This window comes from Xanthomonas sp. NCPPB 3582, from assembly GCF_041475735.2.
GTDB lineage: Bacteria > Pseudomonadota > Gammaproteobacteria > Xanthomonadales > Xanthomonadaceae > Xanthomonas > Xanthomonas codiaei.
Window position 1 is genome coordinate 1,243,519 of sequence record NZ_CM192968.1, and the last position, 25,022, is coordinate 1,268,540.

15 protein-coding genes are annotated in these 25,022 nt (G+C 65.8%); 7 read left to right on the forward strand and 8 right to left on the reverse strand.

Annotated elements, in window-relative coordinates:
* The first annotated feature begins 162 nt into the window (after positions 1–162).
* The 3 genes from ACCQ05_RS05270 to ACCQ05_RS05280 are packed head-to-tail and all read left to right on the forward strand — an operon-like array spanning position 163 to position 4,060.
* Positions 163–1,656, forward strand: coding sequence for an alanine/glycine:cation symporter family protein (locus ACCQ05_RS05270; RefSeq protein ID WP_506191539.1), 1,494 nt, complete (start codon positions 163–165; stop codon positions 1,654–1,656).
* Positions 1,653–2,549, forward strand: a complete 897-nt coding sequence (locus ACCQ05_RS05275; protein ID WP_372393138.1) for a TrmH family RNA methyltransferase — start codon at positions 1,653–1,655, stop codon at positions 2,547–2,549. The genes ACCQ05_RS05270 and ACCQ05_RS05275 overlap by 4 nt, the downstream gene beginning before the upstream one ends.
* Positions 2,549–4,060 (forward strand): carboxylesterase/lipase family protein, encoded by a 1,512-nt coding sequence (locus ACCQ05_RS05280; RefSeq protein ID WP_372393139.1) that lies wholly within the window; start codon positions 2,549–2,551, stop codon positions 4,058–4,060. Before ACCQ05_RS05275 ends, ACCQ05_RS05280 begins: the two co-directional genes overlap by 1 nt.
* A gap of 605 nt (positions 4,061–4,665) precedes the next feature.
* Here ACCQ05_RS05280 and ACCQ05_RS05285 read toward each other — a convergent pair.
* Together ACCQ05_RS05285 and ACCQ05_RS05290 are read right to left on the reverse strand one after the other, a co-directional pair.
* On the reverse strand, positions 4,666–6,087 hold the full coding sequence (locus ACCQ05_RS05285; RefSeq protein WP_372393140.1) for a neprosin family prolyl endopeptidase: 1,422 nt from the start codon (positions 6,085–6,087) through the stop codon (positions 4,666–4,668).
* A gap of 599 nt (positions 6,088–6,686) precedes the next feature.
* Complete coding sequence (locus tag ACCQ05_RS05290; protein ID WP_372393141.1) at positions 6,687–8,651, reverse strand: glycoside hydrolase family 97 protein; 1,965 nt, start codon at positions 8,649–8,651, stop codon at positions 6,687–6,689.
* A gap of 217 nt (positions 8,652–8,868) precedes the next feature.
* Between ACCQ05_RS05290 and ACCQ05_RS05295 the strand changes: the two genes are divergently transcribed.
* The 3 genes from ACCQ05_RS05295 to ACCQ05_RS05305 all read left to right on the forward strand — a co-directional run bounded on the left by ACCQ05_RS05295 (position 8,869) and on the right by ACCQ05_RS05305 (position 17,796).
* Entirely contained in the window at positions 8,869–12,339 is a 3,471-nt protein-coding gene (locus ACCQ05_RS05295) for a glycosyl hydrolase 2 galactose-binding domain-containing protein (RefSeq protein WP_372393142.1), read from the forward strand.
* 140 nt (positions 12,340–12,479) lie between these two features.
* On the forward strand, positions 12,480–15,416 hold the full coding sequence (locus ACCQ05_RS05300) for a TonB-dependent receptor (RefSeq protein ID WP_372393143.1): 2,937 nt from the start codon (positions 12,480–12,482) through the stop codon (positions 15,414–15,416).
* Between the two features lie 751 nt (positions 15,417–16,167).
* Positions 16,168–17,796 carry a glycoside hydrolase family 6 protein gene (locus ACCQ05_RS05305; RefSeq protein WP_372393939.1) on the forward strand — a complete coding sequence of 543 codons (1,629 nt, stop codon included), beginning with the start codon at positions 16,168–16,170 and terminating at the stop codon, positions 17,794–17,796.
* A gap of 304 nt (positions 17,797–18,100) precedes the next feature.
* On the opposite strand, the gene ACCQ05_RS05310 is transcribed toward ACCQ05_RS05305, so the two are convergent.
* The 5 genes from ACCQ05_RS05310 to ACCQ05_RS05330 form a co-directional block, all read right to left on the reverse strand.
* Positions 18,101–19,153 carry a LacI family DNA-binding transcriptional regulator gene (locus ACCQ05_RS05310; protein WP_372393144.1) on the reverse strand — a complete coding sequence of 351 codons (1,053 nt, stop codon included), beginning with the start codon at positions 19,151–19,153 and terminating at the stop codon, positions 18,101–18,103.
* Between the two features lie 51 nt (positions 19,154–19,204).
* The gene (locus tag ACCQ05_RS05315; protein WP_372393145.1) at positions 19,205–20,623 is read right to left on the reverse strand and encodes a M28 family peptidase; all 1,419 of its coding nucleotides are present in this window, start codon (positions 20,621–20,623) and stop codon (positions 19,205–19,207) included.
* A gap of 107 nt (positions 20,624–20,730) precedes the next feature.
* On the reverse strand, positions 20,731–21,162 hold the full coding sequence (mscL, locus tag ACCQ05_RS05320; RefSeq protein WP_228964675.1) for a large-conductance mechanosensitive channel protein MscL: 432 nt from the start codon (positions 21,160–21,162) through the stop codon (positions 20,731–20,733).
* A gap of 62 nt (positions 21,163–21,224) precedes the next feature.
* On the reverse strand, positions 21,225–21,938 hold the full coding sequence (locus tag ACCQ05_RS05325) for a fumarylacetoacetate hydrolase family protein (RefSeq protein WP_104539060.1): 714 nt from the start codon (positions 21,936–21,938) through the stop codon (positions 21,225–21,227).
* A gap of 226 nt (positions 21,939–22,164) precedes the next feature.
* Entirely contained in the window at positions 22,165–22,440 is a 276-nt protein-coding gene (locus tag ACCQ05_RS05330; protein WP_104539061.1) for a hypothetical protein, read from the reverse strand.
* Positions 22,441–22,693: 253 nt separating this feature from the next.
* On the opposite strand from ACCQ05_RS05330, the gene ACCQ05_RS05335 reads away from it, so the two are divergent.
* Positions 22,694–23,035, forward strand: coding sequence for a Rieske (2Fe-2S) protein (locus ACCQ05_RS05335; RefSeq protein ID WP_228964674.1), 342 nt, complete (start codon positions 22,694–22,696; stop codon positions 23,033–23,035).
* A 110-nt stretch (positions 23,036–23,145) separates the two neighbouring features.
* On the opposite strand, the gene ACCQ05_RS05340 is transcribed toward ACCQ05_RS05335, so the two are convergent.
* The gene (locus ACCQ05_RS05340; RefSeq protein WP_104539063.1) at positions 23,146–25,008 is read right to left on the reverse strand and encodes an SLC13 family permease; all 1,863 of its coding nucleotides are present in this window, start codon (positions 25,006–25,008) and stop codon (positions 23,146–23,148) included.
* Positions 25,009–25,022 lie beyond the last annotated feature (14 nt).

Sequence of the window (25,022 nt, forward strand, 5' to 3'; positions counted from 1 at the left end):
GCGTCGTGCCGACGGCGCGATGCCGCACGTTGGCGTCATGCGTTGCGCCGGTACGGCAGCCACGCGCCGGCCGCGTAACGTCGCATCGCGGCGCGCTTTCGGCCAGAATCGGGGCACTCCCCACGTCGCTGGGGTCAACGTCCGGCGCGTCGGGGAGATTGCGTGGAAGCACTCATCAATGGCATCAACGGTATCGTCTGGAGCAAGGCACTGATTTTCATGTGCCTGGGCGCCGGTGTGTACTTCACCATCCGCACCCGTTTCATGCAGGTGCGCGGTTTCGTCGAAATGGTCCGTCTCACCGTGGGCGGGCAGAAGTCCGACGCCGGGGTGTCCTCGTTCCAGGCGCTGGCCATGTCGATGGCCGGGCGCATCGGCATCGGCAACATCGCCGGGGTGGCCACCGCCATCGCGTTCGGCGGTCCGGGCGCGATCTTCTGGATGTGGGTGATGGGGTTCCTTGGCGCCTCGACCTCGTACGTGGAATCCACGCTGGCGCAGATCTACAAGATCAAGGATGCCGAAGGCAGGTACCGCGGCGGTCCGGCGTACTACATCGAAAAGGCGATGGGGCTGAAGTGGTACGCGCTCACCTTCGCGGTGGCCACCATCATCGCCACCGGCTTGCTGATGCCCGGCGTGCAGGCCAACGCGATCGCCGACAGCGCCATCAACGCCTGCCGCGGGACCGCGCTGTGCGGGGCGATGGACGGCCAGTGGATGGGCCTGCCGATGCGCGATGCCGCCAAGTTGGGCATCGGCGTCGTGGTGGCGTGCATGCTGGGGGTGATCATCTTCGGCGGCGTCAAGCGCATCGCCAACTTCGCCGAGATCGTGGTGCCGTTCATGGCCATGGGCTATATCCTGATGGCGGTGGTCATCATGCTGCTCAACGCCGAGCGCGTGCCGGACATGTTCGCCACCATCTTCAGCAGTGCCTTCGGCAGCCATGCCGCGTTCGGCGCGTTGCTGGGCCTGGCGGTGGAATGGGGCGTCAAGCGCGGCATCTACGCCAACGAGGCCGGGCAGGGCACCGGCCCGCATGCCGCTGCGGCCGCGGAGGTCTCGCATCCGGCCAAGCAGGGTTACGTGCAGGCGTTCGCGATCTACTTCGACACCATGATGGTCTGCACCGCCACCGCGTTCCTGATCCTCACCACCGGCAAGTACAACGTGTACGCACCCGACGGCGCAACGCCCGGCCTGTATGCCGGCCTGAGCGGCGTGGAGGAGGGCCCGGGCTATGCGCAGGCGGCGGTGGAATCGGTGCTGCCGGGTTGGGGCGCGGGCTTCGTGGCGGTGGCGCTGTTCTTCTTCGCGTTCACCACCATCATGGCCTATTACTACATGGCCGAAACCAACCTCAGTTACGTCAATGGCAACCGTCGGCGCCCGTTCACCGTGTTGCTGCTGCGGCTGGGCATCCTGGGCATGGTGATCTTCGGCGCATTCCACAACGCGCAGCTGGCCTGGGCGCTGGGCGATATCGGCGTGGGGGTCATGGCGTGGCTCAACATCATCGCCATCCTGATCCTGCACAAGCCGGCGATGCTGGCCTTGAAGGATTACGAACGGCAAAAACGCCAGGGGCTGGATCCGGTCTTCGATCCTGTTCCGCTCGGCATCAAGAACGCGGATTTCTGGACTAAAAAATGAAACAGCATGATAGGCGCGGCACACGGCCGACGCGCGACGGCGGCGCGGTTCCTCCGCGCAGTCCCTGGGAACGGGCCACGCCCGCTTCACCGGCAGCGCCGCCGCCGACAGCATCCGCGCGCGCGCCTGTGGCACCCTCCGGTGGCGGCAACGCGCGCGAGTTGCGGCTGTACGGTATCAACGCCGTGCAGGCGGTGTTCAAGGCGCGCCCGCAGGCGTTGCGCAAGCTGTACCTGAGCCAGGCGCGCATTCCGCAGTTCAAGGACGTGCTGGCCTGGTGCGTGGCCCAGCGCGTCGGCTACCGCGTGGTGGAAGAGGCCGACCTGAGCAAGCTCGCCGCCAGTGCGCACCACGAAGGCGTGGTGGCCGACGTGCTGCGCGTAGCGCCGCAGCCGCTGCAGCAATGGCTGTCGGCGCTGCCGCCAGGCCCGGTGCTGGCGCTGTGGCTGGACGGCGTAGGCAACCCGCACAACTTCGGCGCGATCCTGCGCTCGTCGGCACACTTCGGCGTGGCTGGCCTGCTGCTGCCGGCCGGCTCCACGCTGGGGCTGTCCGGGGCGGCGGCCCGCGTCGCCGAAGGCGGTGCCGAAGCGGTGCCGCTGGTGCAGTTGCCCGACACCGACCAGGCGCTGGCGCAGCTGCGCCAGGCCGGGTTTGCGGTGGCCGCCACGCTCGTCGATGGCGGCCAGGACGTGTTCGCCGCCAGCCTGCCGCAACGCCTGGTGTACGTGATGGGGGCGGAAAGCGAGGGCATGGACCGCCAGTTCGCGCGCGACTGCGATCTGCAGCTGTCCATCGGCGGCAGCGGCAAGGTCGAAAGTCTCAACGTGGCCTCGGCCACCGCTGTCTTCCAGGCCGCCTGGCGTGCCCGTGTGATCACCGGAGAGTCTTGATGCGTGTGTCTGCCTGGCTGCTTGCCGCCACCTGCGTTCTTACCGGCAGCGCTGCTGCTGCCACCGCGCCCACGCCCGCTGCGCCGCCGGAAGTGCGCACCGATCACGGTGCGGTGCGTGGGCAATGGCAGGACGATGGCAGTGCGGTGTTTCGCAAGATTCCGTTCGCCGCACCGCCGCTGGGCGCGCTGCGCTGGCGGCCGCCGCAACCGGCCCCGGCATGGGCACAGGTGCGCGACGCCACCCAGGCAGCCACGCCGTGCGTGCAGCCTGCGCTGGGCTGGAACAATGCCATGGCCAGCCGTGGCAGCGAAGACTGCCTGTATGTGGAAGTGCAGACGCCGCAGCTGCATCCGGCCAAGCCGTTGCCGGTGTTCGTCTGGATCCATGGCGGCGCCAATGTGGCCGGTGGTGCGGACGGGCATCTGCCCACCAACCTGGTGGCGCAGGACATGCTGGTGGTGACGCTGCAATACCGGCTGGGCGCGCTGGGTTTCCTGTCGCTGCCTGAGCTGGGCGATGGCCAGAACGAGGCGGCCGGCAATTACGCCCTGCTCGATCAGATTGCGGCCTTGCGCTGGGTGCGCGACAACATTGTGCAGTTCGGCGGCGACCCGGCGCGGGTCACCATTGCCGGGCAGTCGGCCGGCGGCCAGGACGTGGGCCTGCTGATGCTCAGCCCGCTGGCGCGCGGGCTGTTTTCGGCCGCGATCGAACAGAGCGGCACCGCCGGGTTCGGCTTGCCGGCGCGCAGCCTGGAAGACAACCGCGCAGTAGGCGTGAGCATCGCCAAGCGCGCCGGCATCGACGATCCGGCCACGCGCCTGGCGCAGTTGCGTGCGTTGCCGGCGGAGCAGTTGCTCAAGGCCGCGCAGGGCGTGGATGTGCCGGCGCTGGACGACGATGGTTACATCTGGCTGCAGGCAGTGGTGGACGGGCGCGTGCTGCCGCGCGCACCGGCAGAGCTGTTGGCAAGCGGCGCGCAGGCCAGGGTGCCGCTGCTGATCGGCTACGTGGTGCAGGAACTCACCTATGGTGGCGAACAGGGAGCACAGGCGCGCTTGCGCCGCGACTATCCCGATCGTGCCGACACCGTGCTGCAGGCGCAGCGCACGCACGCCGAGCAGCGTGCGGCGCGGCAGGGCAATGCGGCCATGCAGCTGTCCACCGATCTCACCTTCCGTTGCCCGGCGGTGACGGTCGCACAGCGCCAGGCCGCGCTCGGTGTGCCGGTATGGCATTACGTGTTCGATACCGCCGCGCCGGGGGCCCAGGTGACCCATAGTGCCGAGCTGCCGTTCCTGTTCAAGAACCTGCCGATCGGCCAGCCACCGGTAAGCCTGCAGCGTTACTGGGCCGCTTTCGTGCAGAGCGGTAATCCAAACGCCAAAGGTCTGCCTGCATGGCCGGCGTTCGCACCAGGGCATGCGGCATTGCAGTTCGACGCGCGGGGTGTGCAACAGATCAAGGATGCCCGCCCTGCCGTGTGCGCAGGCGTGGATTTGCCGTAAGGTGCGCCTCCTCGCCGAGGCGAGGGGGGGCGTCTGGTAGACCAACCTGCGTGGTCGTCACTGCACAAGAGAAATTGATAACACCCCTTCTCCCTTTGGGACATTGTCCTCCTTTATGGGGGAGAAGGTGCCCCGAAGGGGCGGATGAGGGTGCGCCTCAAGCGTCTGCCAGTGCAAGCAATGATAAACGCGTCGCCACGCGCCTCCAGAAGTGACGCTAGGATTGCTTTGCCGCGTACCCTCAACCCATCCCGTTTCGCGCCCTGGCTCGCGCTTGCAGCGCGGGCGCTCCACCGGCCGCGCGCCCATGGCGCGGAACCCCTGCCTTGTCACCCCGGAGCAAGATGGGCGCTGACGCTTCAGGTGCTTCCAGACCTCCAGCGCCGCAAGGTCCGGTCAGTGCCTGGCTGCTTGCGCATCGACACACACCCCGCCGGTATGGTGGGAGCCGCGATGCACAATCGATGCTGCGCGGCGACCAACCCTCCAGTTCCGTTGCGCAGGCGTATCGCTGGCCTGGGATACGCCTGCACGATGCGCGCGTCACTGCGCTCATCGCAGGCCGCTACGCGCACTGCAGCAGTGCGCGTAGACCCACGGCTGGCTCAGCGTGCGCAGCCCGGGCCACCGAAGTAAATGCCACCGTTGCGCATCTCGGGCGACAGGCTGGTGCGTGAGACGCAGGCACCCAAGGCATACGGATAGGCGTAGCCGGCAATCGCCAAGGTGTAGCAGGCGGGCTGCTCCACGTTCAGCGATGACAGGCGCTGCGCCGGCCGGGTGGTCATGGTTGCGTCGCGGTAGAAATGGTTGGCCTGGAAGGCTGCCTGCCGGTAGCCGGCCGATGCGAACGTCCCGCTGCCCATCGGTGCGCTGGGGCGACCGTCCCAGGTGGAGATTTCGCCACCGGCGGAAATGAAGATGTTGGCACTTCCGTCGGCGATGTCGCCCGCATAGAGCTCGGCCTTGTAGTAGCCGATCCATTCGCCATTCAAGCCGAACCACCAATAGCCTTCGGCATTGCGCTGGAATTCCACATGCAGCAAGGCCTGCTGGCCGCCGGCGGTGCTGAAGCCGCCCGCCGGTGCGGCGCCGAGCACATTCGCGCTGCTGGTCTGCACGAAGTCGGCGCAATCCAGGTTATGGCAGCCGGTGGTGAGGTAGCCGTCCTGCGTGGAGTAGATAAATAGGATGGGCGTAGTGCCCCAGCCTGCGCCGGGCTGGGTCTGCCATCCGGCTTCCAGCGTCTGGATCTGACCTTTGGGCGTGTAGCCGCCCAGCCAGATCTGGCTGATCGATTGCGCATCGTTGGCGCGTACGGCGGGCACCCAGGTGTTGAGATCGGCGCCGGCACCGGTCACCGGCGAGCCGGCGGTATCCAGATAGATGGTGGAGTAGTAATGCACCACCGAGGCGGCGTCCTGTGCGGCGGTCATGCGATGCGCGCGCGCTGGTTCGATCGCACGCGGCGTGGTGCCGCGCAGGTAGGCCTGCAGCGTTGCGTGCCGGGTCAGTTCGGTCAGGCCGATGCGCTGCAGCGGCACACTTCCGGCTTCGCAGCGTTGTGCCTTGTCCAGGATGTCGTTGGCGCTGACGCCCGGTGCGATGGCCGGCGGCAGGGCAGGCGTGCTCCCATCGCGCAAGGCCGGCTGTTGCGCGCGCGGGATGCAGTCGAACACGGTGCCGCCCTGTCGTACGCTGCCCAGCACGGTCAGCCCGTTGTAGCGGTTGAACAGATAGCGCTGCATCTGCGCGAATGCGGTGGGGTCGGCAACCTTCGACGCCGCATCGCGCTTGGCATAGCTGGCGCGCGCCTGCGTCTGCAGGAACTGCTGGAATTCGGGCGTTACCTGCGGATACGCGCGCGATGCCGCGTCAGCGAGGCGCGCGCGCGCCGCTCGCGGGTTGGCAACGCGCGGCGTGGCCGGCGTCTGCAGCAGCGGTGGCATGAGTTGGTCGATGTGCTGGTCGCTGGCTGGCGACACCGACACCGGCAGCAAGGTGGCCGCATAGGCGGGAGCAGCCACGCAAACGACGAGCGCAGCAAGGGCGCCGCGCAATGGCAGCGATCGATGGGAACGAAGAAGCATGCAGAGGGTCCTGGGCGCCGGAATAAAGCGGCTGGCACGCGGCGAACCGTGTCAGCCGCGCCCTCAGGTCGTAGCGGCGCTTGGAACACTGCTCGAAAGCGCACGTCCACAGTGAGGGCGCACGCATCCTAAATTATCGACTTTGCAAATATTCAGAAGAAGTGCGATTGCGTGACATCAGGCACACGCCAAGCGCAATCGGCTAAGCGGATGCTGCGGCGTATCGGATGACTGAAGACATGACGCGGGCGCGGCTGCGCAGCAGTACGCGTAGCCACTCCAGCGGTTGGCGCAACGAGGCGCTTGCCGATCCGGTTGCCTTGCTGCAGGCGGTGGCATCGCAGCTGCCAATGGGGTGTGGGTGGCGAAAGTCGCTACGCGCGCCCGCCGGGACGTTATCCATGTCCCGGCGCGCGATGCGTGCGATCACACCTCGCGGCCGAACGCTGGCTAACGGTCGACGCGGACGCAGCGCGTGATGCACGCACCATGGGTGCGTGCGGTGCGTCCAAGCCGGCCGCTGCGCACCCTACGGCTCAGTCCTTCTGCAATCGCACCGCTGCACCGCCGTTCGCCGCCAGCGCCAGTTGCAGGCTGTCAGCGCCTGTGAGCTTGCGCGTGTCGATGCGTACCTCGGTGGGCGCTTGCCCATCCGCGTAGATCGTGGCGATCCAGCGGCCCTTGCCGAGGAACGCCAACGGAACTTCCAGGGTGCGTGCCTGTTCGTTGGTCATCGCGCCCAGGTACCAGTCCTTGCCGCTGCGCCGCGCCAGGACGATGTGCTCGCCGATGGCGCCGTCGAGTGCGCGCGTCTCATCCCAACTTGCCGGCACATCGCGCAGGAACTGCGCGGCCGGCACGTTCTCGTATTGCTCCGGGCTGTCGGACACCACCGCGAACGGGCTTTCGTACACCACATACATCGCCAGCTGCTGCGCGCGCGTGGTCATCACCTGCGGAGCGATGTGCTGCATCTTGAAGTCGGCCGGGCGCACGTTGCGGAAACCGCCCGGCGTGTAATCCATCGGACCGAGCAGCATGCGCGTGAACGGCAGCGTGAGGTTGTGCGTGGCGGTGATGCGGGTGGTCCACTTGTTGTATTCGGCGCCCAGGACGCCTTCCTGGGTCAGGTAGTTGGGATAGGTGCGTGTCAATCCGGTCGGGTGGTAGGCGCCGTGCAGGTCCACCAGCAGCTTGTGCTCGGCGGCCTTGCCCAACAGGCGATGGTAGAAGTCCACCATCTGCTGGTCGTCGCGGTCCATGAAGTCCACCTTGATGCCCTTGATGCCGAGCTGCTGGTACCACGCCAGCGCCTCGTCCATGTGCGCATCGAGCGCGCGCCAGTGCGCCCACAGCCACAGCCCGACCTCGCGTTTGCGCGCGTACGACACCAGGCCCGGCAGATCCAGGTCCGCCACCGGCCGGCGGATATCGGCATCGGCGTTGTAGTGTCCGTCGCCGGTGCTGCCGTAGTACCAGCCGTCGTCGATCAGCATGTACTGCAGCTTCAACTGGTGCGCATGGTCGATATAGCGCCGGATGGTGGCGGTGTTCATGCCCGGACGCTCCACCCCGCTGGCCAGGCTGCCCGACCACCAGTCCCAGGCCGATTTGCCCGGCCGCACCCAGCGCGCATCGAATGCCGGCGGCGGATTCAATGCGGAAATCAGGTTGGATTCGATCAGGCTCGCCGGGGTGTCGCCCAGCATGATCACGCGCCAGGGCGTGGCGAAATCGCGGCCCTTCGCATCGATGCTGACCGCCAGCGTGGGGTCATCCAGGCGCGGCGACAGTTTTGCCGACACCCCCAGCCCGCCATCGGCGCGTCCGGTGAGATACAGGCCGGCATAATCGCGCAGGTTCGCTTCGCCGATCGCCAGCGTGGTGCCCTTGGCATCGGTCTGGCAGACCAGCGGCAACTCAAGCAGATTGTGCGGGCGCAACTTCGACGCCGCGATGGCGTCGTACTCGCCCTCGTGGCTGGTGCCGAAGCGGCCCAGGTTCAATGTCCAGCACGCGTAATCACGCGGAAAGGCGAAGCTGGTGAGCTCATCGCGAATGCGCACATCGCCAGCATCGGGCAACACGTAACGCAGCGCCACGCCATCGTCGTAGGCGCGTAGTTCGACCTCCAGGCGTCGCTGTTGCGGGTCGGAGAGCTGCACGCGCAATGCGCGGTAATGGTCGCGCGCCTGCCGGGTCTTGCCGACCGGCAATGCGAAGCGGCTGTCATGCGTGTCGGTCGTGCTGCCTTGCACGGTCATGCCGCGACCGAGTTTGCCGGCCTTGCCGAGATCCAGCCCCAGTGGCGCGTCGTCGAGCACGATCGTGTTGCGGTACAGCACGCGGTAGCTCGGCACGCCGCCCTCGGCCAGGGTGAATTCCACCTGGGTGCGTGCGTCGGGCGATTGCACGCTCAAGCGCTGCGCCCATGCAGGTGCAGCGGCAAAACACAGCAAGGCACACGCCATGGGTAGTGCGGACTGGATCAGGTTTCTCATGGGTCCCTCCTCCTGGGAGCGACCACCCTAACGCAGAACGGTTGTCGTCGATATCGCCTTGGGGTAACGTTACCTCGCACCATGGCCGCTGAAACAGGGGCGGCAGCCACGGGCGGCACGACCAAACGCAACGCGCAACACGTCCGCTGGACGTCTGCCGATTGCATGCTGGTGGTGTGCACCGTTGCTTGGCAGTAGAGCTTGGGAGAGGCCTCTAATGCTGATGGTTCGCAAGGCGTTCGGCCGTGGAGCGCTGTGGTTGTTGTGTGGTTGCATGGCCTGGGCTGCAGTGGAGGCTGCGCCCGCTGATGCGCCTTCGCCCGGCCCGTACGATGTGCGCGTGTTGACGGGCGGGATGGGGTTGGCAAAGAAGCTTGCCGCCGATGCACCATTGTTGGCTGCCGACGCAGACTGGAGCGTGTCGGGCTGGGTGCGTCCTTCGCGTGCGACCGCCGGCCCGGCCTTGATCGCCGGCATTGGCGAACCGCAAACCGCAGGCCGCTATTTCATGATCGACAACGGCAGGCTCGGCTTCGTGCAGGGCGCCGACACCGCGCTGCGCAGCAAGCAGGCGCTGCGTGCCGGGACCTGGACGCACGTGGCCGCGGTGGCGCAAGGCGGGCAGTTGACGCTGTACGCCGCCGGCCGCCGGGTTGCCAGCGGCGCACTGCGCAAGAAGGTAGTCGCACCGGTGCTGATGTTCGGCCCACGCGAACAGCCGGCCGCGTATACGCAGCACTTCGGTGGCGAGATTGCCGGTTTCCTCGTGCAAGCCGGCGCACTGGATGCTGCAGCTGTCGCGCAGCTCGCAGGCAGGGCACCTGACGCGGCCTTGCAGCGTTTCGAAGACGCCTCGCCGGCCTGGCAGGTGCAGGTCAGGCAGATGGCCGGCCAGGTTGCACCGCAGGCGCCGGCAACCTTGCCACGCAGCGCAGCGGCCTTTTCTGCGCCGGTGGCAACGCCGATACAACAGGCGCCCGCATTGCAGCCGCTGGATGCAGCGGCGTGGCGGTTGGGTGCGTGGCAGCTGGCTGCCGCACCGGATCTGGGGCAGGCCACCGGCGCCAGCCTGTCGCGCGGCGATGACGCAGGCGCTGCCGCGGCCTGGCATGTGGCCACCGTGCCGGGCACCGTGCTCACCACGCTGGTCGATCGTGGCGTGTATCCGGATCCGGATATCGGCCTCAACAACATGGCCATTCCCGAATCGCTGAGTCGGCAGGACTGGTGGTACCGCAGCAGTTTCGATCTGCCCGCGGCAGCGCAGGGCAGGCGGCTGGAACTGCTGTTCAACGGCATCAACTATGCCGGCGAGGTCTGGGTCAATGGCACCCAGGTGGGGCGCACGCGCGGTGCCTTCGCACGTGGGCGCTTCGATGTCAGCAAGCAACTCAAGGCTGGCCGCAACGTCATTGCGGTACGCGTCTCTCCGCCGCCGCATCCTGGCATCGCGCACGAGCAGTCGATGACCGCAGGCGTGGGCGAGAACGGCGGCGTGCAGGCGCTGGATGGGCCAACCTTCATCGCCAGCGAAGGCTGGGACTGGATTCCGGCGGTACGCGATCGCAACACCGGCCTGTGGCAGGACGTGCAGTTGCACGCCACCGGGCCGGTGGCGCTTGGCGACACCCAGGTCCTCACGACCCGGCTGGCCCCGGATCATCGGCGTGCCGAACTCGAAGTCAACGTACCGTTGCGCAACGAGACCGCCGCAGCGGTGCAGGGCACCGTGCAACTGGCCGTGGGCGATGTGCGCATCCAGCGCCAGGTCGAGGTGCCGGTCGGTGGCACCACGCTCAGGCTCACTGCGGCCGACACGCCGGAACTGGTCATCGCCAATCCACGGCTGTGGTGGCCCAACGGCTATGGCGAACCGGCGCTGTATCCCTTGCAGGTGGGCGTGGATGTGGCCGGTACCCGCTCGGACACCCAGCAGCTGCGCTTTGGCATATGCGAAGTCAGCTATGAACTGTCGCTGTTCGACCAGGACGGCGCGCTGCGCCGCGTGCTGGTGGATTTCAACAAGGCCCGGCAGCGTGGCGAACGCATCGTCGATGCGCGGCACAGCGCAATTCGCCCGGTGCCCGGCGGCGATGCGCAGTCGTTCTACCCGGGTGCGCAGGCCTCGCCGGCGGTGACGCCGCTGAGCGATGACGCGCTGGCGCCTTATCTGGCCATCCGCATCAATGGCGTGCGGATTGCCGTCAAGGGCGGCAACTGGGGCATGGACGACTGGCGCAAGCGCGTCTCGCGCGAACGGCTGGAACCGTATTTCCGCCTGCAGCGCGACGCGCACTTCAACGTGGTGCGCAACTGGGTGGGACAGAACACCGAAGTCAGTTTCTACGAGCTGGCCGACGAATACGGCATGCTGGTCTTCAATGACTTCTGGCAATCCACGCAGAACTACAACATGGAGCCCGCCGATGCGGCGCTGTTCCTGGACAACGCCGCCGAAGTGATCAAACGCTTCCGCAATCATCCTTCCATCGTGCTGTGGTTCGGGCGCAACGAAGGCGTTCCCGCACCCATCCTCAACGAGGGCCTGGATAAGCTGGTCGCCGACCTCGATGGCACGCGCTGGTATACCGGCAGCTCCAATCAGGTCAACCTGCAGGGCAGCGGGCCGTACAACTACCGTGAGCCGGTGGCCTATTTCACTGCCCTGGCACAGGGCTTTTCGGTGGAGGTGGGCACGCCGTCGTTTTCCACCCTGGAGTCGTTCAAGGCATCGGTTCCGGCAGCGCAGGATCAGTGGCCGATCAGCGATGCCTGGGCGTATCACGACTGGCATCAGTCCGGAAACGGCGACACCGCCAGTTTCATGCGCTCGCTCACCGACAAGCTTGGTGCGCCGACCAGCCTGGAAGATTTCGAGCGCAAGGCGCAACTGCTCAACTACGACACCCACCGCGCCATCTTTGAAGGCTTCAACGCGCAGCTGTGGACCAAGAATAGCGGGCGGCTGTTGTGGATGAGCCATCCGGCATGGCCCAGCAACATGTGGCAGGTCTACAGCCACGATTACGACACCCACGCGGCGTATTACGGCGTGCGCAACGCGGCCGAGACCCTGCATGTGCAGATGAACCTGCCGGACCACGAGGTGGTGGTGGTCAACAACGCCAGCACGTCGGTGCGTGGCCTGCGCATGCGTGCGGAGGTCTATGGCAGCGATGGCGCCCTGCTGCAGCAACGCGAGCAGGCCGTGGATGCGGCGCCTGTAACGGTCTCGGCGCCGGTGCTGCAACTGGCGCCGTTGCTCAAGGACACCAACGGGCTGGGCTTCGTGCGGCTGCAATTGCTCGACCGCGATGGGCTGGTGCGTTCGCGCAATTTCTACTGGGTGGCCGGGAACGACTCCGCCATGCGCGGCCTCACTGCGCTGGCCGCGGTGCCGGTGCAGCTCGCCACGCGGCTGGATGACGGTGCCGAGCCGGTATTGCGCGCCAGCGTGCGCAATCCATCGCAGCAGGTGGCGCTCAATACCAAGTTGACCCTGGTGGATGCGCAAGGCCAACGCATCCTGCCGGCGTATTACAGCGACAACTACCTCAGCCTGGTGCCGGGCGAACAGCGCGAGATCGAGATCCGCGGCCCGTCGGCGTCCGTCTTGCGCAACGCCACGCTGCAGCTGCGCGGCTGGAATGTCCAACCATCAAGCGGCGCGGTCAGCGGGTCCCCGTAACGCGCAAGCAAGTTGCCACGCCATGCCGGTGCATGGCGTTGTGCAGTGACGTGCGGGTTCGCGCGTCAGCCAACACCGCAGTGCCCCCCGCATTGCCATTCGAAACGGTCGTGGAGTGTCGTCATCCCTGGGAGGGGACCATGAACAAGCTGCATCGCAGTACCCGTCATACGCCGCTGGCCGCTGCGCTCGCGGTAGCACTCACCCTGGCGGCCGCACAGGCCGCCGCGCAGGACGCAGGCAGCACCGCCGGCGTCACCGAGCTGGACAAGGTCATGGTCAAGGGCGTGCGCGGCGCGCAGGCCGAGGCCATCGAAAACAAGCGCACCGCCGCGCAGATCATCGATTCGATCTCGGCCGAAGACATCGGCAAGTTGCCCGACGTCACCATCACCGATTCGCTGCAGCGCGTGCCCGGCGTGCAGATCCGGCGTTCGGCCGGCGAGGGTTCGCAGCTCAACATCCGCGGCATGCCGCAGGTGCAGACCACCATGAACGGCGAGTTGTATCTGAGCGCCGGCGGCGGCGACCAGTTCGGCCAACCGAACATCGGGCGCGCACAACCGGATTTTGTCGACATCCCGCCGACGCTGTTCAGTGGCGTGGACGTGATCAAGTCGCCCACCGCCGCCGACCTGGATGGCGGCATCAGCGGTACCGTCTCGCTGAAGACCCGCCGCCCGTTCGACCTGCCCGAGGGCTGGACCTTCAGTGGCCAGGCCGAAGGCTCCTACGGCGATCGCGTGCAGGAACTCAACGAGCTGTACTCGGGACTTGCCAGCTTCCGCACCGAACGCTGGGGCGCGTTGCTGGCGGTCTCGTATTCCGATGCCACCCTGGAAAACAAGCACCCCAGCGTGTATTCCAACGGTGCGCAGAAATCCACCGAGCAGAACGTGGGCTTCGATTTCAACGGTGACGGCCGCATCGGCAGCAACACCGACCCGTCCAACCTGCCGCGCGACTATTTCTACAACTGGGTCGCCACCGAACTGGATAATCGCAGCACCGATCGCCAGCGGACCGGCGTCAACGGCTCGTTCCAGTTCAACATCAACGACTCCTGGACGCTGCTGGCCGACGCGGCCTACACCAAGCTCGAAGATCACGACACCTCGGTGGCCGCGCAGCTGCACACCGGTTGGGCAACCAATCAGTTGCAGCCCGGATCGGTGGTCGATTCCAACGGCGTGCTCGAATACGGCCAGTTCCGCTACAACCGCTTCCAGGCGCATTCGATGGCCGGCGTGGCCGATTCGGACTCGCTCAACACCAATCTGGAAGTGCGCTTCGATGACGGCGGTCCGTTCCGTGCGTCGTTCCGCTGGGTGCATGGCGATGCGCAGCGTACCTACGACGAAGCGCGTGCCGATGCGGTGGTGACCCGTGGCGACCGGATCACGCGCGCCAACGGGGTGACCCAATGGGCGAACGCCAACGGCCTGCCGACCGTGGATGCTTCGGTGGATTTTCGCGGAAGCTACCCGGCGGTGAATCTGGGTACCGATGTGTCCAACCCGGACAACTGGCAGCTGATGTCCACCTGGGCCCAGGGCAACAAGATCGAGGCGAGCATGGACGCGTTCCGTGCCGACGGCACCTTCGAGTTCGATGAAGGCGTGGTGCGTGGCTTCCAGTTCGGCATCCGTTATGGCGAGCGCGAGGTCAAGCTCGATACCTATCGCTACCTGTCGCCGGTATCGACCACCTGCGCCGACCCGAACCGTTCGCTGTACTACTTCAAGGATCCGCTGATCGTGGATACCTGCAGCGGCGTCTCCGAAGCGCGGCTGCTGCCGTTCAATTCCATCCCCGGTTACTGGGCCTACTTCAACGACTTCGATCCGCTCAAGGTGACCGGCCTGGGCAGCCAGGGCTTGCCGGCGATCAACCCGCAGGTCATGAAGGACCCGGTGGCCTATCTCAACAGCCTGTACCCGGGCAACGTGGCGTACCAGCAGGCGGCGGACTCCTACAAGGTCACCGAGAAGAGCACCGCGGCGTACTTCCTGGCGAACCTGGAAGGCGGCACCGGCAGCGCGCTGCCGTGGACGGCCAACATCGGTGCGCGCATCGTGCAGACCAAGCTGGCGATCGATCAGTATCTGAGCAGCGGCAATGTGTTTATCGGCAATGTCGAATGGAACGGCGTGAGCCCGGCCATCGGCACCAATCGCCTCAACCGTCAGTACACCGACGTGCTGCCCACCGCCAATCTGTCGCTGGACATCACCGACGCCCAGAAGCTGCGCTTTGCCTACAACAAGGCGGTGGCACGTCAGGACCTGCCCGATCTGGGCCGTGGCCTGGTGAGCTTCTATGCGGTCAACGGCACGCCGCCACGCAATCCGTCGTTGCCGTCGGATGCGGTGTTGTTCCTCAATGGCCGCTCCGGTAATCCGGATCTGGATCCGTATCGCGCCACCAACTACAACGCTTCATGGGAGTGGTATTTCTCCGATGCGTCGCTGGTCAGCGTGGGCGCCTTCCTGATCGACGTGAAGTCCTTCCCCACCACCGTGACCAACATCGAGCTGTTGCCCGACGCCGATGGCGTGGCGCGTCTGGGCGGCCCGGTGGAACGCATCGTCAACGGCGGTGGCGGCAAGATCAAGGGCTTTGAAATCGGCTATCAGCAGGCCTTCGACTTCCTGCCGGGCTGGTTGAGCGGCTTCGGCACCAACATCAACTACACCTTCTCCGACGCCGATACCGACAACACCGATATCGAAGGCAACACGCTTCCCATCGGCGACAACTCCAAGCACCAGGCCAATGCGGTGCTGTGGTACCAGAAGGACAAGCTGCAGGCGCGCGTAGCCTATAACTGGCGCAGCAAACGCTTCAGCCAGATCAACAGCGGTGCCTGGGGCGACGAGCTGGCGATCTGGAACGACGATGTCGGCTATCTGGATGCCTCCTTCAGCTACGACGTCAACGACCATCTGACGCTGTACGCCCAGGCCACCAACCTCACCGGTGAAAGCGAACGCCGTTACGCGCAGTGGACCAATCACTACTACGACCAGAACATCTTCGAGCGTCGTTACTACGCCGGTCTGCGTCTGCGTTTCTGATCCGATGTACCGATGTGCGACACGGCGCACTCCCGCGCCGTGCCGCACATGGTCTTCTGTCGTCCCTCTCCAGGCGGTCATTGCGCGTTCTTCCCGTCGCCGGTGTTTTTCGGCGCTGCAGTACGTTCGACGGTAACGTCGGGCACCCTCCCATTCGGCCGCATCGTCGGGAAGCGATGTGGCCGTTTTTTTGTGCGTAATGGCACATCGATTTGTGGCGTAATGCCTGCAGTTGAAATGTCGCCATGGACAGTCGCTGGATCTGTGTCCAACCGCAATATTTGAAGATTGCTTATGGCTGATATGCGGCGTAGTTTCCGCATGGCGAACACACCCCCCCCCGTTCGCAGGCACAGCATCCCCATGCTGATCGCTCATTCGCTCCCTGGAGATACTCCGAACATCGCAGAGGCAACCGTCGCAACGATTATCTCGAAGCGACCAGGTTGGCCTCCAAGGAATCTGAGGTCTTAGGCGAATCGTCCCCGAATGCAAGCAGGCCAACAGCCTGGTTTCTGTCTGGGCGTCGCTGAATTATTGCCGCGCAACGACTCTTCGGCGGGACGCTGACGGAGCGTCATCGAGTGGCTCCAGACATCTCTGATGGGCGCACTGAAAAAAGGACAAGGCAGGCCAAAAAAAAGGCAGTGCTTCAATGCGTGTCGATAAACACCATCCAATCATCAAGGTGAATCTCATGAAATCCAGCAAAGGCATTCGTCGTCACTTCAAGCGCACGCTGGCGCTATCGCTGTTGGCAGTGAATCCGCTGTTCGTCGCCACCGTCTGTGCGCAGGTTCATGTCGATAATCCCTTCGTGGGCGCGACCGGTTATGTGAATCCGGATTACGCCAAGAAGGTCGATGCATCGATTGCAAAGGTGAAGGGCGCGCCGCTGAAGGCCAAGATGGGTGTGGTCAAGACCCATCCCACGTCGGTATGGCTGGATCGTATCGCCGCCATCGGTGGCGGGTCGCAGAATGCCGGAAGGCTTGGTCTGCGTGGGCATCTGGATGCCGCGTTGGCGCAGAAGAAGCCCAATACGCCGATCACCGCCAGCTTCGTCATTTACAATCTGCCAGGCCGCGATTGCCATGCGCTGGCGTCCAACGGCGAATTGCCGCTGACGCCGGCAGCGCTGGAGCGCTACAAGAAAGAATATATCGACGTGATTGCCGGAATCTTCGCCGATCCGAAGTACAAGGACATCCGCATCGTCAACGTGATCGAGCCGGACAGCCTGCCGAATCTGGTCACCAATTTGAACGACATGCGCTGCGCCCTGGCCAGTTCCACCGGTATTTACGAAGAAGGCATCAAGTACGCTCTCAACAAGCTGCATGCCATCCCCAATACCTACAATTACCTGGATATCGGTCACTCCGGGTGGTTGGGCTGGGACAGCAATCGCGGCCCGTCGATTTCGCTGTATACCCGGGTCGTGCAGGGCACCAATTCCGGTCTGGCAAGCGTGGACGGGTTTGTCACCAATACCGCAAATACCACGCCGTTGAACGAGCCGAATCTTCCCAATCCCGAGCTGAGCATCAACGGGCAGCCGATCAAGTCGTCGAAATACTACGAATGGAATCCATATTTCGACGAAACCGACTTTACCCAGGCGCTGTATAACGGTTTTGTCGGCGCAGGCTGGCCGAGCACCATCGGGTTTATCGTCGATACCGGTCGCAATGGCTGGGGCGGCCCCAATCGTCCGGTTGGTGCGTTCGGCAGCGATATCAATAGCTACGTCAATTCGGGCCGCATCGATCGCCGCCTGCATCGCGGCAACTGGTGCAATCAGAAGGGCGCGGGCATCGGCGAACTGCCGACTGCTGCGCCAGGGCCGCACCTGGATGCCTACGCCTGGGTCAAGCCGCCGGGTGAATCGGATGGCTCCAGCAGCCTGATTCCGAACAACGAGGGCAAGGGCTTCGATCGCATGTGCGATCCCACCTACACCACCTCCGATGGCGTGTTGAGCGGTTCCTTCCCGGGCGCGCCCATCTCCGGCGCCTGGTTCCACAATCAGTTTGTCGAACTGGTGAACAACGCCTACCCGGTGATCGCCACGGCCAGCACCGCAAGCGTCGCAGCCGCGCCGCGCGTCGTTCCGGGCGCCACCCGCGGGCTGACCGCCCTCGGCGGCGATCGTCTGGTCAGGCTGAGCTGGTCGCCGGTCGCGGGAGCCAGCAGTTACACGGTGCAGCGTCGGGCCGGCAGCGGCGCGTTCGCGATCGTCGATGCCAACGTGACATCTGCGTCCTACCTCGACCGGGCCGTCACCAATGGCGCCAGTTACGACTATGTGGTGAGCGCCAATGGCGTGGCGGGAGCGGGTGCGCCATCGGCGCTGGTGCGTGCCAGGCCGGGTAAATGACGAGGTCGCAGGGCAGCGGTATCCCGGTGTCCTGCGGCGGTGGCCAGTGCGTTGGTTGCATCGCGCGCTGGCGCCGTTGATGTAGTCGATGCGTTGTTCCATGGCGGCCACCCGGCCGCCATGGATGCGTTGCAGGCAGGCAAGGAGCGCCGCGTCGCTCGATCATCAGGCACTTTCCTGGCACAACGCCCAGCACCTGCGAGGTGGCTTCGATCCAGCGCCACAGGCGCCTGTCCGGGTCCAAACGCAGCATGACCCGACGCCGATCGACCGCGGCGGCACGGCACCTGGAGTACCGACGCGATTACCCGGAGGACGGGCCGGCCGTCGAACCGCGCTTGACCACGGTGTACTTCATCACCTGGTGCACGCCGGCGGCGGCACCGCCCTTGCGCCGTTGTCGGATGGCATCGGCAAGCAGCGACACAGCCGCACGGCCCATCGCAGTCACCGGCTGATGCACGGTGGTGAGTTCGGGCCAGATGGTGGTGGCTACCGGCGTGTCGTCGAAACCGGCCACCGACACATCTTCCGGCACCCGCAGGCCCAGGCCGTGGGCAACGGCCACCGCGGCAGCGGCCATGTCGTCGTTGCTGCAGAAGATGGCCGTTGGCGGCTGCGGCTGGGCGAGCAGGCTGCGCGCGGCCAGCAGGCCGGAGCGATAGGTGAACAGCCCATCGGCGATCAGGTCCTCGGCAAGCGGCAGCCCGGCGGCCTGCAGGCTGTCGACATAGCCGTTGGCACGCAGCGCGCTCGGAGTGTGCTTCGGATCGCCCTTGATCAAGGCAATGCGGCGATGACCGAGTTCGATCAAGTGGTCGACGATGGCGCGTGCGGCCTGGTAATCGTCGATCCGCACCGAACTGATCTGTGCCATCGGCGCGCCGCTGGCCACGGCCACGACAGGAATGCCACGTGCATCCAGCTCGGCGATGGTCTGGCGCGAATCGCACAACGGTGGCGGCAGGATCACGCCATCCACGCCGGCTGCCAGCAGGCGTTCGGTGGCGGCGCGCTGGCTGCGGATGGCACCGCACTTTTCCACCAGCACCTGGCTGCCATTGAGGCTGCTCTGCTCGAGCAGGCCCAGCATGAATTGATTGAGATAGGCGGCGCTGGGGTTGCTGTACAACACGCCGATGCGCAGCAGGCCGCTGGTACGCAACGAACGGCCGGCCAGATTGGGCCGGTAGCCCAATGCCTGCACCGATGCCTCCACCCGCGCCCGCATGTCCTGTCCGACATGCGGGTGGCGGTTGATCACGCGCGATGCGGTCATCGGCGACACACCGGCGTGTTTGGCGACATCCAGCAAGGTCGCCGCATTGTTCGCACTGCGTTGCCGCTTGGCCACCATCGTGTGTGCTCGTCCTGGAGTTGAAGCGCAAGCGTGCGACGCGGTGCCAGCTTACTCGTTCGGCGGCTGCACGGCGCTGGCGCGGCTGCCGAAATCGCCCTCGGCTTCGGCCGCCAGATACGCGAACACGGTGTAGGCGGCCACGTTTTGCGCGAGCGCCTTCGGGTCGATCTTGTCCAGCGTGTCGTCGGCGGTGTGGTGCAGGTCGAAGTAGTCGGTGCCGTCCTGCGCCAGCCACGCCCACGCGCCGCCCTTGGCTGAGATCGGGCCCACGTCCGGGCCGGGGCCGCCCTTGCCCGGTGCGTACTCGATGCCCAGCGGCGCCAGCACTTCGGCAATCTGTCTGGTCGCCGCGCGCGAGTCGTCCGGCGCCGCGGAGCCGGTGTTGAAGGCATAGATGCGCCCGGCGCCGAAGTCGCTCTCCGCACCGATCTGATGCCGCGCCATGTCCCTGGCATCGGTGCCATGCGCGGCGGCATACGCCTTGCCGCCATACAGGCCCTGTTCTTCGTTGGCGAAGGCCACCACGCGGATGCTGCGCTTGGGCGCCTGCTTGAGTTGCCCGATCAGGTGGCCTGCCGCCATGGTGATCGCCACGCCGGCGCCGTCGTCGATCGCGCCGGTGCCCAGATCCCACGAATCCAGGTGCCCACCGATCACCACCACTTCCTTGGGCTTGCTGCGCCCGGTGATCTCGCCGATCACGTTGTACGAAGTCGCAGTGCCGTCCCAGCCGCAATCCAGTGCCAGGCGGATGCGCGTGGCACCGCGTGCAGTCAAGCGTGCGAGCTGGTTGGCATCGGGTACCGACAAGGCTGCCGACGGCACCGGAGTGAGTCCCTTATCGAACCGGGTGATGCCGGTATGCGGTACGCGGTGCGAATCGGTGCCGGCCGAGCGCATCACAAAGCCGATCGCGCCCTTGCGGATGGCTTCGGACGGCCCCTTGCTGCGCACCGCGCCGCCATTGCCGTAATCCTTGCCGTCGCGCGCCTTGACCATCTGGTAGTCGACGAAGGCGATCTTGCCGGCCAGCGAGCCGGCAGGCGCAGCCTGCAATGCAGCGAGATTGGCAAAGCGCACCACCTCGCCTTCGACGCTGCCGCCCGGGCTTCCGCCCAGTGCGGTGATGGTCAGCGGTTGCGCATGCGCGCCGAGCACGGCGGCATGTTCGCTGCGGCGTTCCCACTTGGGAAAGGTCACCGGCTCGGTCCACACCTTGTCGAAGCCCAGCGCCTGGAACTTGGCCTTGGCCCAGGCCACGGCACGCGGATCTGCTTCCCCACCGGCGATGCGTGGGCCCACTTCGGTGGTCAGCGATTCGACCACCGCAAAACCGGTGCTGTCGGCCAGCGCCTGCTCGCGCAGCTGCGCGGCGGTGCGCAGCGCGCTGTCGGGGATGGTGGTCTGTGCGGCATGAGCGGACGCGCAGGCGAGCAGGGCGGAGATGGCAACAGCGAGGCGACGCATGCAGGGCGGCTCCAACGACAAGGGGGACCACGAGCTTATCAGCGCGTGGTCCCCCATCTGCGTGCGAAAGGTCATCCTTCTGCGCGAAGCGCAACGGATGTGTCCGGTCAGGGCGTGGTCGGCGGCTTGAGCGTGTCGTTCTTGAGCGAGTCGCGGATCTCGCGCAGCAACAGCACTTCTTCGCTCGGGCCCTTGGGTGCATCGGGCTTGCGATGGCTGAGGCGGTTGATCAGCTTGACCACCAGGAAGATCGCGAAGGCGATGATCACGAACTGCACCACGGTGTTGATGAAGTCGCCGTAGCCGACCACGACGGCGGGGATCTCCTTGCCGGCGGCATCGACCTCGGCCGGCTTGAGCACCCATGCCAGCCGCGAAAAATCCACGTTGCCGATGGCCCAGCCGATCGGCGGCATGATGATCTTTTCGACCAGCGCGGTGACGATCTTGCCGAACGCCGCGCCGATGACCACACCGACCGCAAGATCGATGACGTTGCCGCGCATCGCGAATTGCTTGAATTCGCTGACCATTCCCATAGAGCATCTCCAGATGCGGTCGCGGACCAACTGCCGCTGTGCCGATCCTAGCCCGGCAGATGTCAGCCGGCGATGATGCCGTGGCGTTCGGCCACGTTTTCCAGGCGTGCACTGAACTGATCGCCGGGCAGCAGCGGGCCGACCCCGGCCGGCGTGCCCATGAAGATCAGATCGCCCGCGCGCAAGGCGTAGAGCTTGGAGAGCTCGTGCAGGATTTCCGGCACGTTCCAGATCATCTGGTCCAGCAGCGATTGCTGGCGCACCTGTCCGTTGACTTCCAGCGACAGGTTCAACGCCTCCAGCGCGCCCACTTCGCCGGCATGCACCAATTCGCTGATCGGTGCGGAATGATCGAAGCCCTTGGCGATATCCCACGGCAGCCCCTTGGCCTTGGCGGCGGCCTGCAGATCGCGGCGGGTCAGGTCCAGGCCCACGCCATAGCCGTAGATCAGCGCGTCGGCCTGCTCCACCGGCAACTCACCGGCCGGCGCATCGCGACCCAACGCCACCACCAGCTCCACTTCGTGGTGCAGCTCGTTGGTGCCGGGCGGGTAGGGGATGCGGTCGCCATGACCGACCACGATGGCATCGGCAGGCTTCATGAAGAAGGTCGGCTGCCCGCGTTCGGCCTTGGAGGCCGGCGCGCTGGCGCCCATCTCGCGCGCGTGGTCGGCGAAGTTGCGGCCGACACAATAGATGCGGTGCACCGGAAACGTACCGCCGCCAACCACCGGAATGCGCGGAACGTCGGTGGCGGGAATCACATCGTGGGTCATGCACGCATCCTCGAACAGGGGACGCGTGAGTCTAGCCGCTAGCCCGTGTACGACGGAACCTTCGTTGCTGAAACGCGCAAGGCCACATCGGCCGGCTTCGCGCCGCCCGGGTGGTCGGGCAGGTGCCCAAACGCAGATCGGCATGTGCGAGCACATGCCGATCTGCGAGGCCTAGCTTGGGAGCCCAGCGCAAGGTGCCGCCAGGGTGCAGCGACAGCGCAGGTGCTCAGTGCGACATCGGCAGCGCGGGCTTGCGCACCACGCGGTACTCGGCCTCGACCACGCGCGCCTGCGGCGACGCACGTCGGTTCGACTTGCTCAACAGCTTCCAGGCGATGCCGCCCAGGATCATCGCCGCGCCGACGAACACGCTGAAGAAGATCAGCACCGCCAGGATGGCCAGGCCTGCGAGGCCCGCAGCGACGCGCACCAACGGATGGCGCGGCTTGCGTGGCGCAAACAGGTGATGGAGATTGCCGAATTGGAAGAGGCGTGCAGGCATGGCGGTGGGCTGCCGGGCAGGAAACGAGCGCGCAGTATCGTTGCGGTTTCATGTCATTGAGTGAAAATTTCGTTAATTCGACGCCTGTTTTGTTAAGTGCATCACAATGCGTGTGCTAGCCGGGGTCTGCCAAAAGCGTCCTTTCCGTCGCTGCCACCGTTGGCGATCGGCTCGGATACGCCGCCCGCATCGTGCAGGCGTGGCAGCACGCGCATGCCACAATCGGCGACCTTTCCCCACCCAGCCCTGGCCTATGTCGTCGTCTCCACCTACCCCGCTCGCCAGCCTGGCGCAGATTCCCGATGCGGGATTTCTGGAGGTGGAAGCGTGCTGGGAAGAAGCCTGCGAATCGCTGGTGTTGTATCGCGAAGGTGCACAGGTGCGTGCCTGGTTGAACGTCTGCCCGCATGCCGGCAGGCGGCTGGACTGGGCGCCAGGCCAGTTCCTCAAGACCAAGGAGGGCCATCTGGTCTGCGCTGCACATGGCGCCGCGTTCGAGCTGACTGCCGGCGAGTGCATCAGCGGTCCCTGCCGCGGCCAATCGCTGGTGGCGGTGCCGGTGCACATCGACGGCGAACAGGTGGTGTTGGGATAACGAGCGGCCGCCTGCGCGGCAGTGCAGAGGGAAGGGCGGCCTGAAGGTCCGCTGCGATCCGATGGCGCGATCGATGCGCTGCGCGAGCATCGATTCCGCTCCGCCTGCGCTCAGCGTGCGGCCCACCAGAACATCAGGTTGATCACCGACACCATCACCACGATGTAGATCAGCGACAGCGGCGCGCCCACGCGCCAGAGTTCGCGCGGTTGATAGTTGGCCGGGCCGGCCACCATCGAGATCACCGGGTTGGAGGCGGTCATCAGGTTGTTGGAGGCCGACAGCGCCACGATCAGCGCGAACGCCGTGGGGTTGCCGTTGGCCGCCAATGCCAGGTTGACCGCGATCGGCACCATCACGATGGTCGCGCCCACATGGCTGATGACCAGCGAAAATGCAGTGGTCAGCAGCGCCAGGCTGATCTCCAGCGCCCACACCGGGACGCCTTCGGGCAGGCGGTCGATGGTGTGGCCGGCCACCCAGGCCGCGGTGCCGCTGCTGTCCATCGCCCAGCCCAGCGGAATCAGCCCGGCCATCATGAAGATGGTCTTCCAGTTGATCGAGGCGTAGGCCTCGTCCATGCGCAGCACGCCGCTGACCAGCATGCAGGCCACGCCGGTCATCAGCGTCAGTGCCACCGGCAGGCGGGAGGTGAGCGCGATCAGGATGGTGAAGGCGAAGATCGCCATGGCGATCTTGAACTTGTGCGGGCGCTGCTCGCCCTTGGGGAAGTCGGTCACCGGCACGAAATCGCGGCTTTCCGCCGCCTGCGCCAGGTCCTGCCAGATGCTGTGGAACACAAGCATGTCGCCGGCCCGCAGCGGCACGTTGCGCACGTCCTCGCGGATGACCTGCTTGTCGCGGTTGATCGCCAGCAGGCTGATGCCGGCCTGCTTGCGCAGCCGCAGTTCGGCGGCGCTCTTGCCGATCGCGCGCGAATTGGGCGGGATCACCGCTTCGGAAATGCCTGCAAGGCTGGGGTTGAACAGGTCGCCCAGATTGCGCAGCCGCGAGGACATGCGCAGGAAGTGGTTCTGCGCAAAGTCGGCCACGTCCTGGCGCTGGCCCATCGCGCCAAGCACGCTGCCGACCCAGATGCGCATATCGGCCGGCGGTGCCAGGCGGGTGTCGTTGCCTGTCTTCAGCGCCAGCAGCAGCGGCGCGTCGTGCAAGGCTTCGGCTTCGCCCAGGGTCATGCCGACCAGCGGGCTTTCGGCGGTCACGGTGAGCTCGAATACATCGCCATCGATGCCGTAGGTCTTGGCGAAATAGCTTTCGGTGCGCGAGGGGGTGACCCCTTCGTTGATCAGGCGCTCTTCCTCGATCAGCTTGCGGTCGCCGTAGAAACGGAAATACAGCAGCGCGGCGATCAGCAAGGCCACGCCGATCGGCAGCGGCGCGAACATCGTCAACGGCTCGATGCTGGCCATGCCCGAGGGCAGGTTGTTGTTGGCCGACACCAGCAGGTCGTTGAGCAGGATCAACGGCGAATTGCCCACCATGGTGAGCGCACCGCCCATCACGATGGCCGCGGCGATCGGCAGCAACATGCGCTGCAGGGTGAGCCCGGTGCGCGCGGCCAGCCGCGAGGCCACCGGCAGGTACAAGGCCATCACCGAGGGGTTCTGCATGAACGAGGAGTTCAAGCCGGAGATGGCCAGCGTCATCATCATCAGGCGCTGTTCGCTGCCGTGCGAACGCCGCAACAGCCAGCTGGCCAGCCGGTTCAAGGCGCCGGTGCGCTCCAGCCCCGCGCCCAGGATGGTGGTGGCGATGATGCTCATCACCGCATTACCGGAAAAGCCGCCGAACAGTTCTTCCGGCGCCACCAGCCCGGTGACGCCCAGTACCACCAGCACGATCAAGGCCACCACATCGGCACGGATGCGCTCGAACAAGAACATCGCCATCGTGAAACCGACCAGCCCGAGGACGAGCTTCATGTCGTTGGTCAGCGTCAGCGCGGTGTCCATTGGGGGCCGGGATT

What these genes read in the sequence shown, in the direction of transcription:
- ACCQ05_RS05330 (WP_104539061.1), bottom strand. Translation starts at nt 22,440, where the DNA reads ATGCCTGCACGCCTCTTCCAATTCGGCAATCTCCATCACCTGTTTGCG.
- ACCQ05_RS05290 (WP_372393141.1), bottom strand. Translation starts at nt 8,651, where the DNA reads ATGAGAAACCTGATCCAGTCCGCACTACCCATGGCGTGTGCCTTGCTG.
- ACCQ05_RS05325 (WP_104539060.1), bottom strand. Translation starts at nt 21,938, where the DNA reads ATGACCCACGATGTGATTCCCGCCACCGACGTTCCGCGCATTCCGGTG.
- ACCQ05_RS05340 (WP_104539063.1), bottom strand. Translation starts at nt 25,008, where the DNA reads ATGGACACCGCGCTGACGCTGACCAACGACATGAAGCTCGTCCTCGGG.
- ACCQ05_RS05335 (WP_228964674.1), top strand. Translation starts at nt 22,694, where the DNA reads ATGTCGTCGTCTCCACCTACCCCGCTCGCCAGCCTGGCGCAGATTCCC.
- ACCQ05_RS05310 (WP_372393144.1), bottom strand. Translation starts at nt 19,153, where the DNA reads ATGGTGGCCAAGCGGCAACGCAGTGCGAACAATGCGGCGACCTTGCTG.
- ACCQ05_RS05295 (WP_372393142.1), top strand. Translation starts at nt 8,869, where the DNA reads ATGCTGATGGTTCGCAAGGCGTTCGGCCGTGGAGCGCTGTGGTTGTTG.
- mscL (WP_228964675.1), bottom strand. Translation starts at nt 21,162, where the DNA reads ATGGGAATGGTCAGCGAATTCAAGCAATTCGCGATGCGCGGCAACGTC.
- ACCQ05_RS05315 (WP_372393145.1), bottom strand. Translation starts at nt 20,623, where the DNA reads ATGCGTCGCCTCGCTGTTGCCATCTCCGCCCTGCTCGCCTGCGCGTCC.
- ACCQ05_RS05280 (WP_372393139.1), top strand. Translation starts at nt 2,549, where the DNA reads ATGCGTGTGTCTGCCTGGCTGCTTGCCGCCACCTGCGTTCTTACCGGC.
- ACCQ05_RS05300 (WP_372393143.1), top strand. Translation starts at nt 12,480, where the DNA reads ATGAACAAGCTGCATCGCAGTACCCGTCATACGCCGCTGGCCGCTGCG.
- ACCQ05_RS05275 (WP_372393138.1), top strand. Translation starts at nt 1,653, where the DNA reads ATGAAACAGCATGATAGGCGCGGCACACGGCCGACGCGCGACGGCGGC.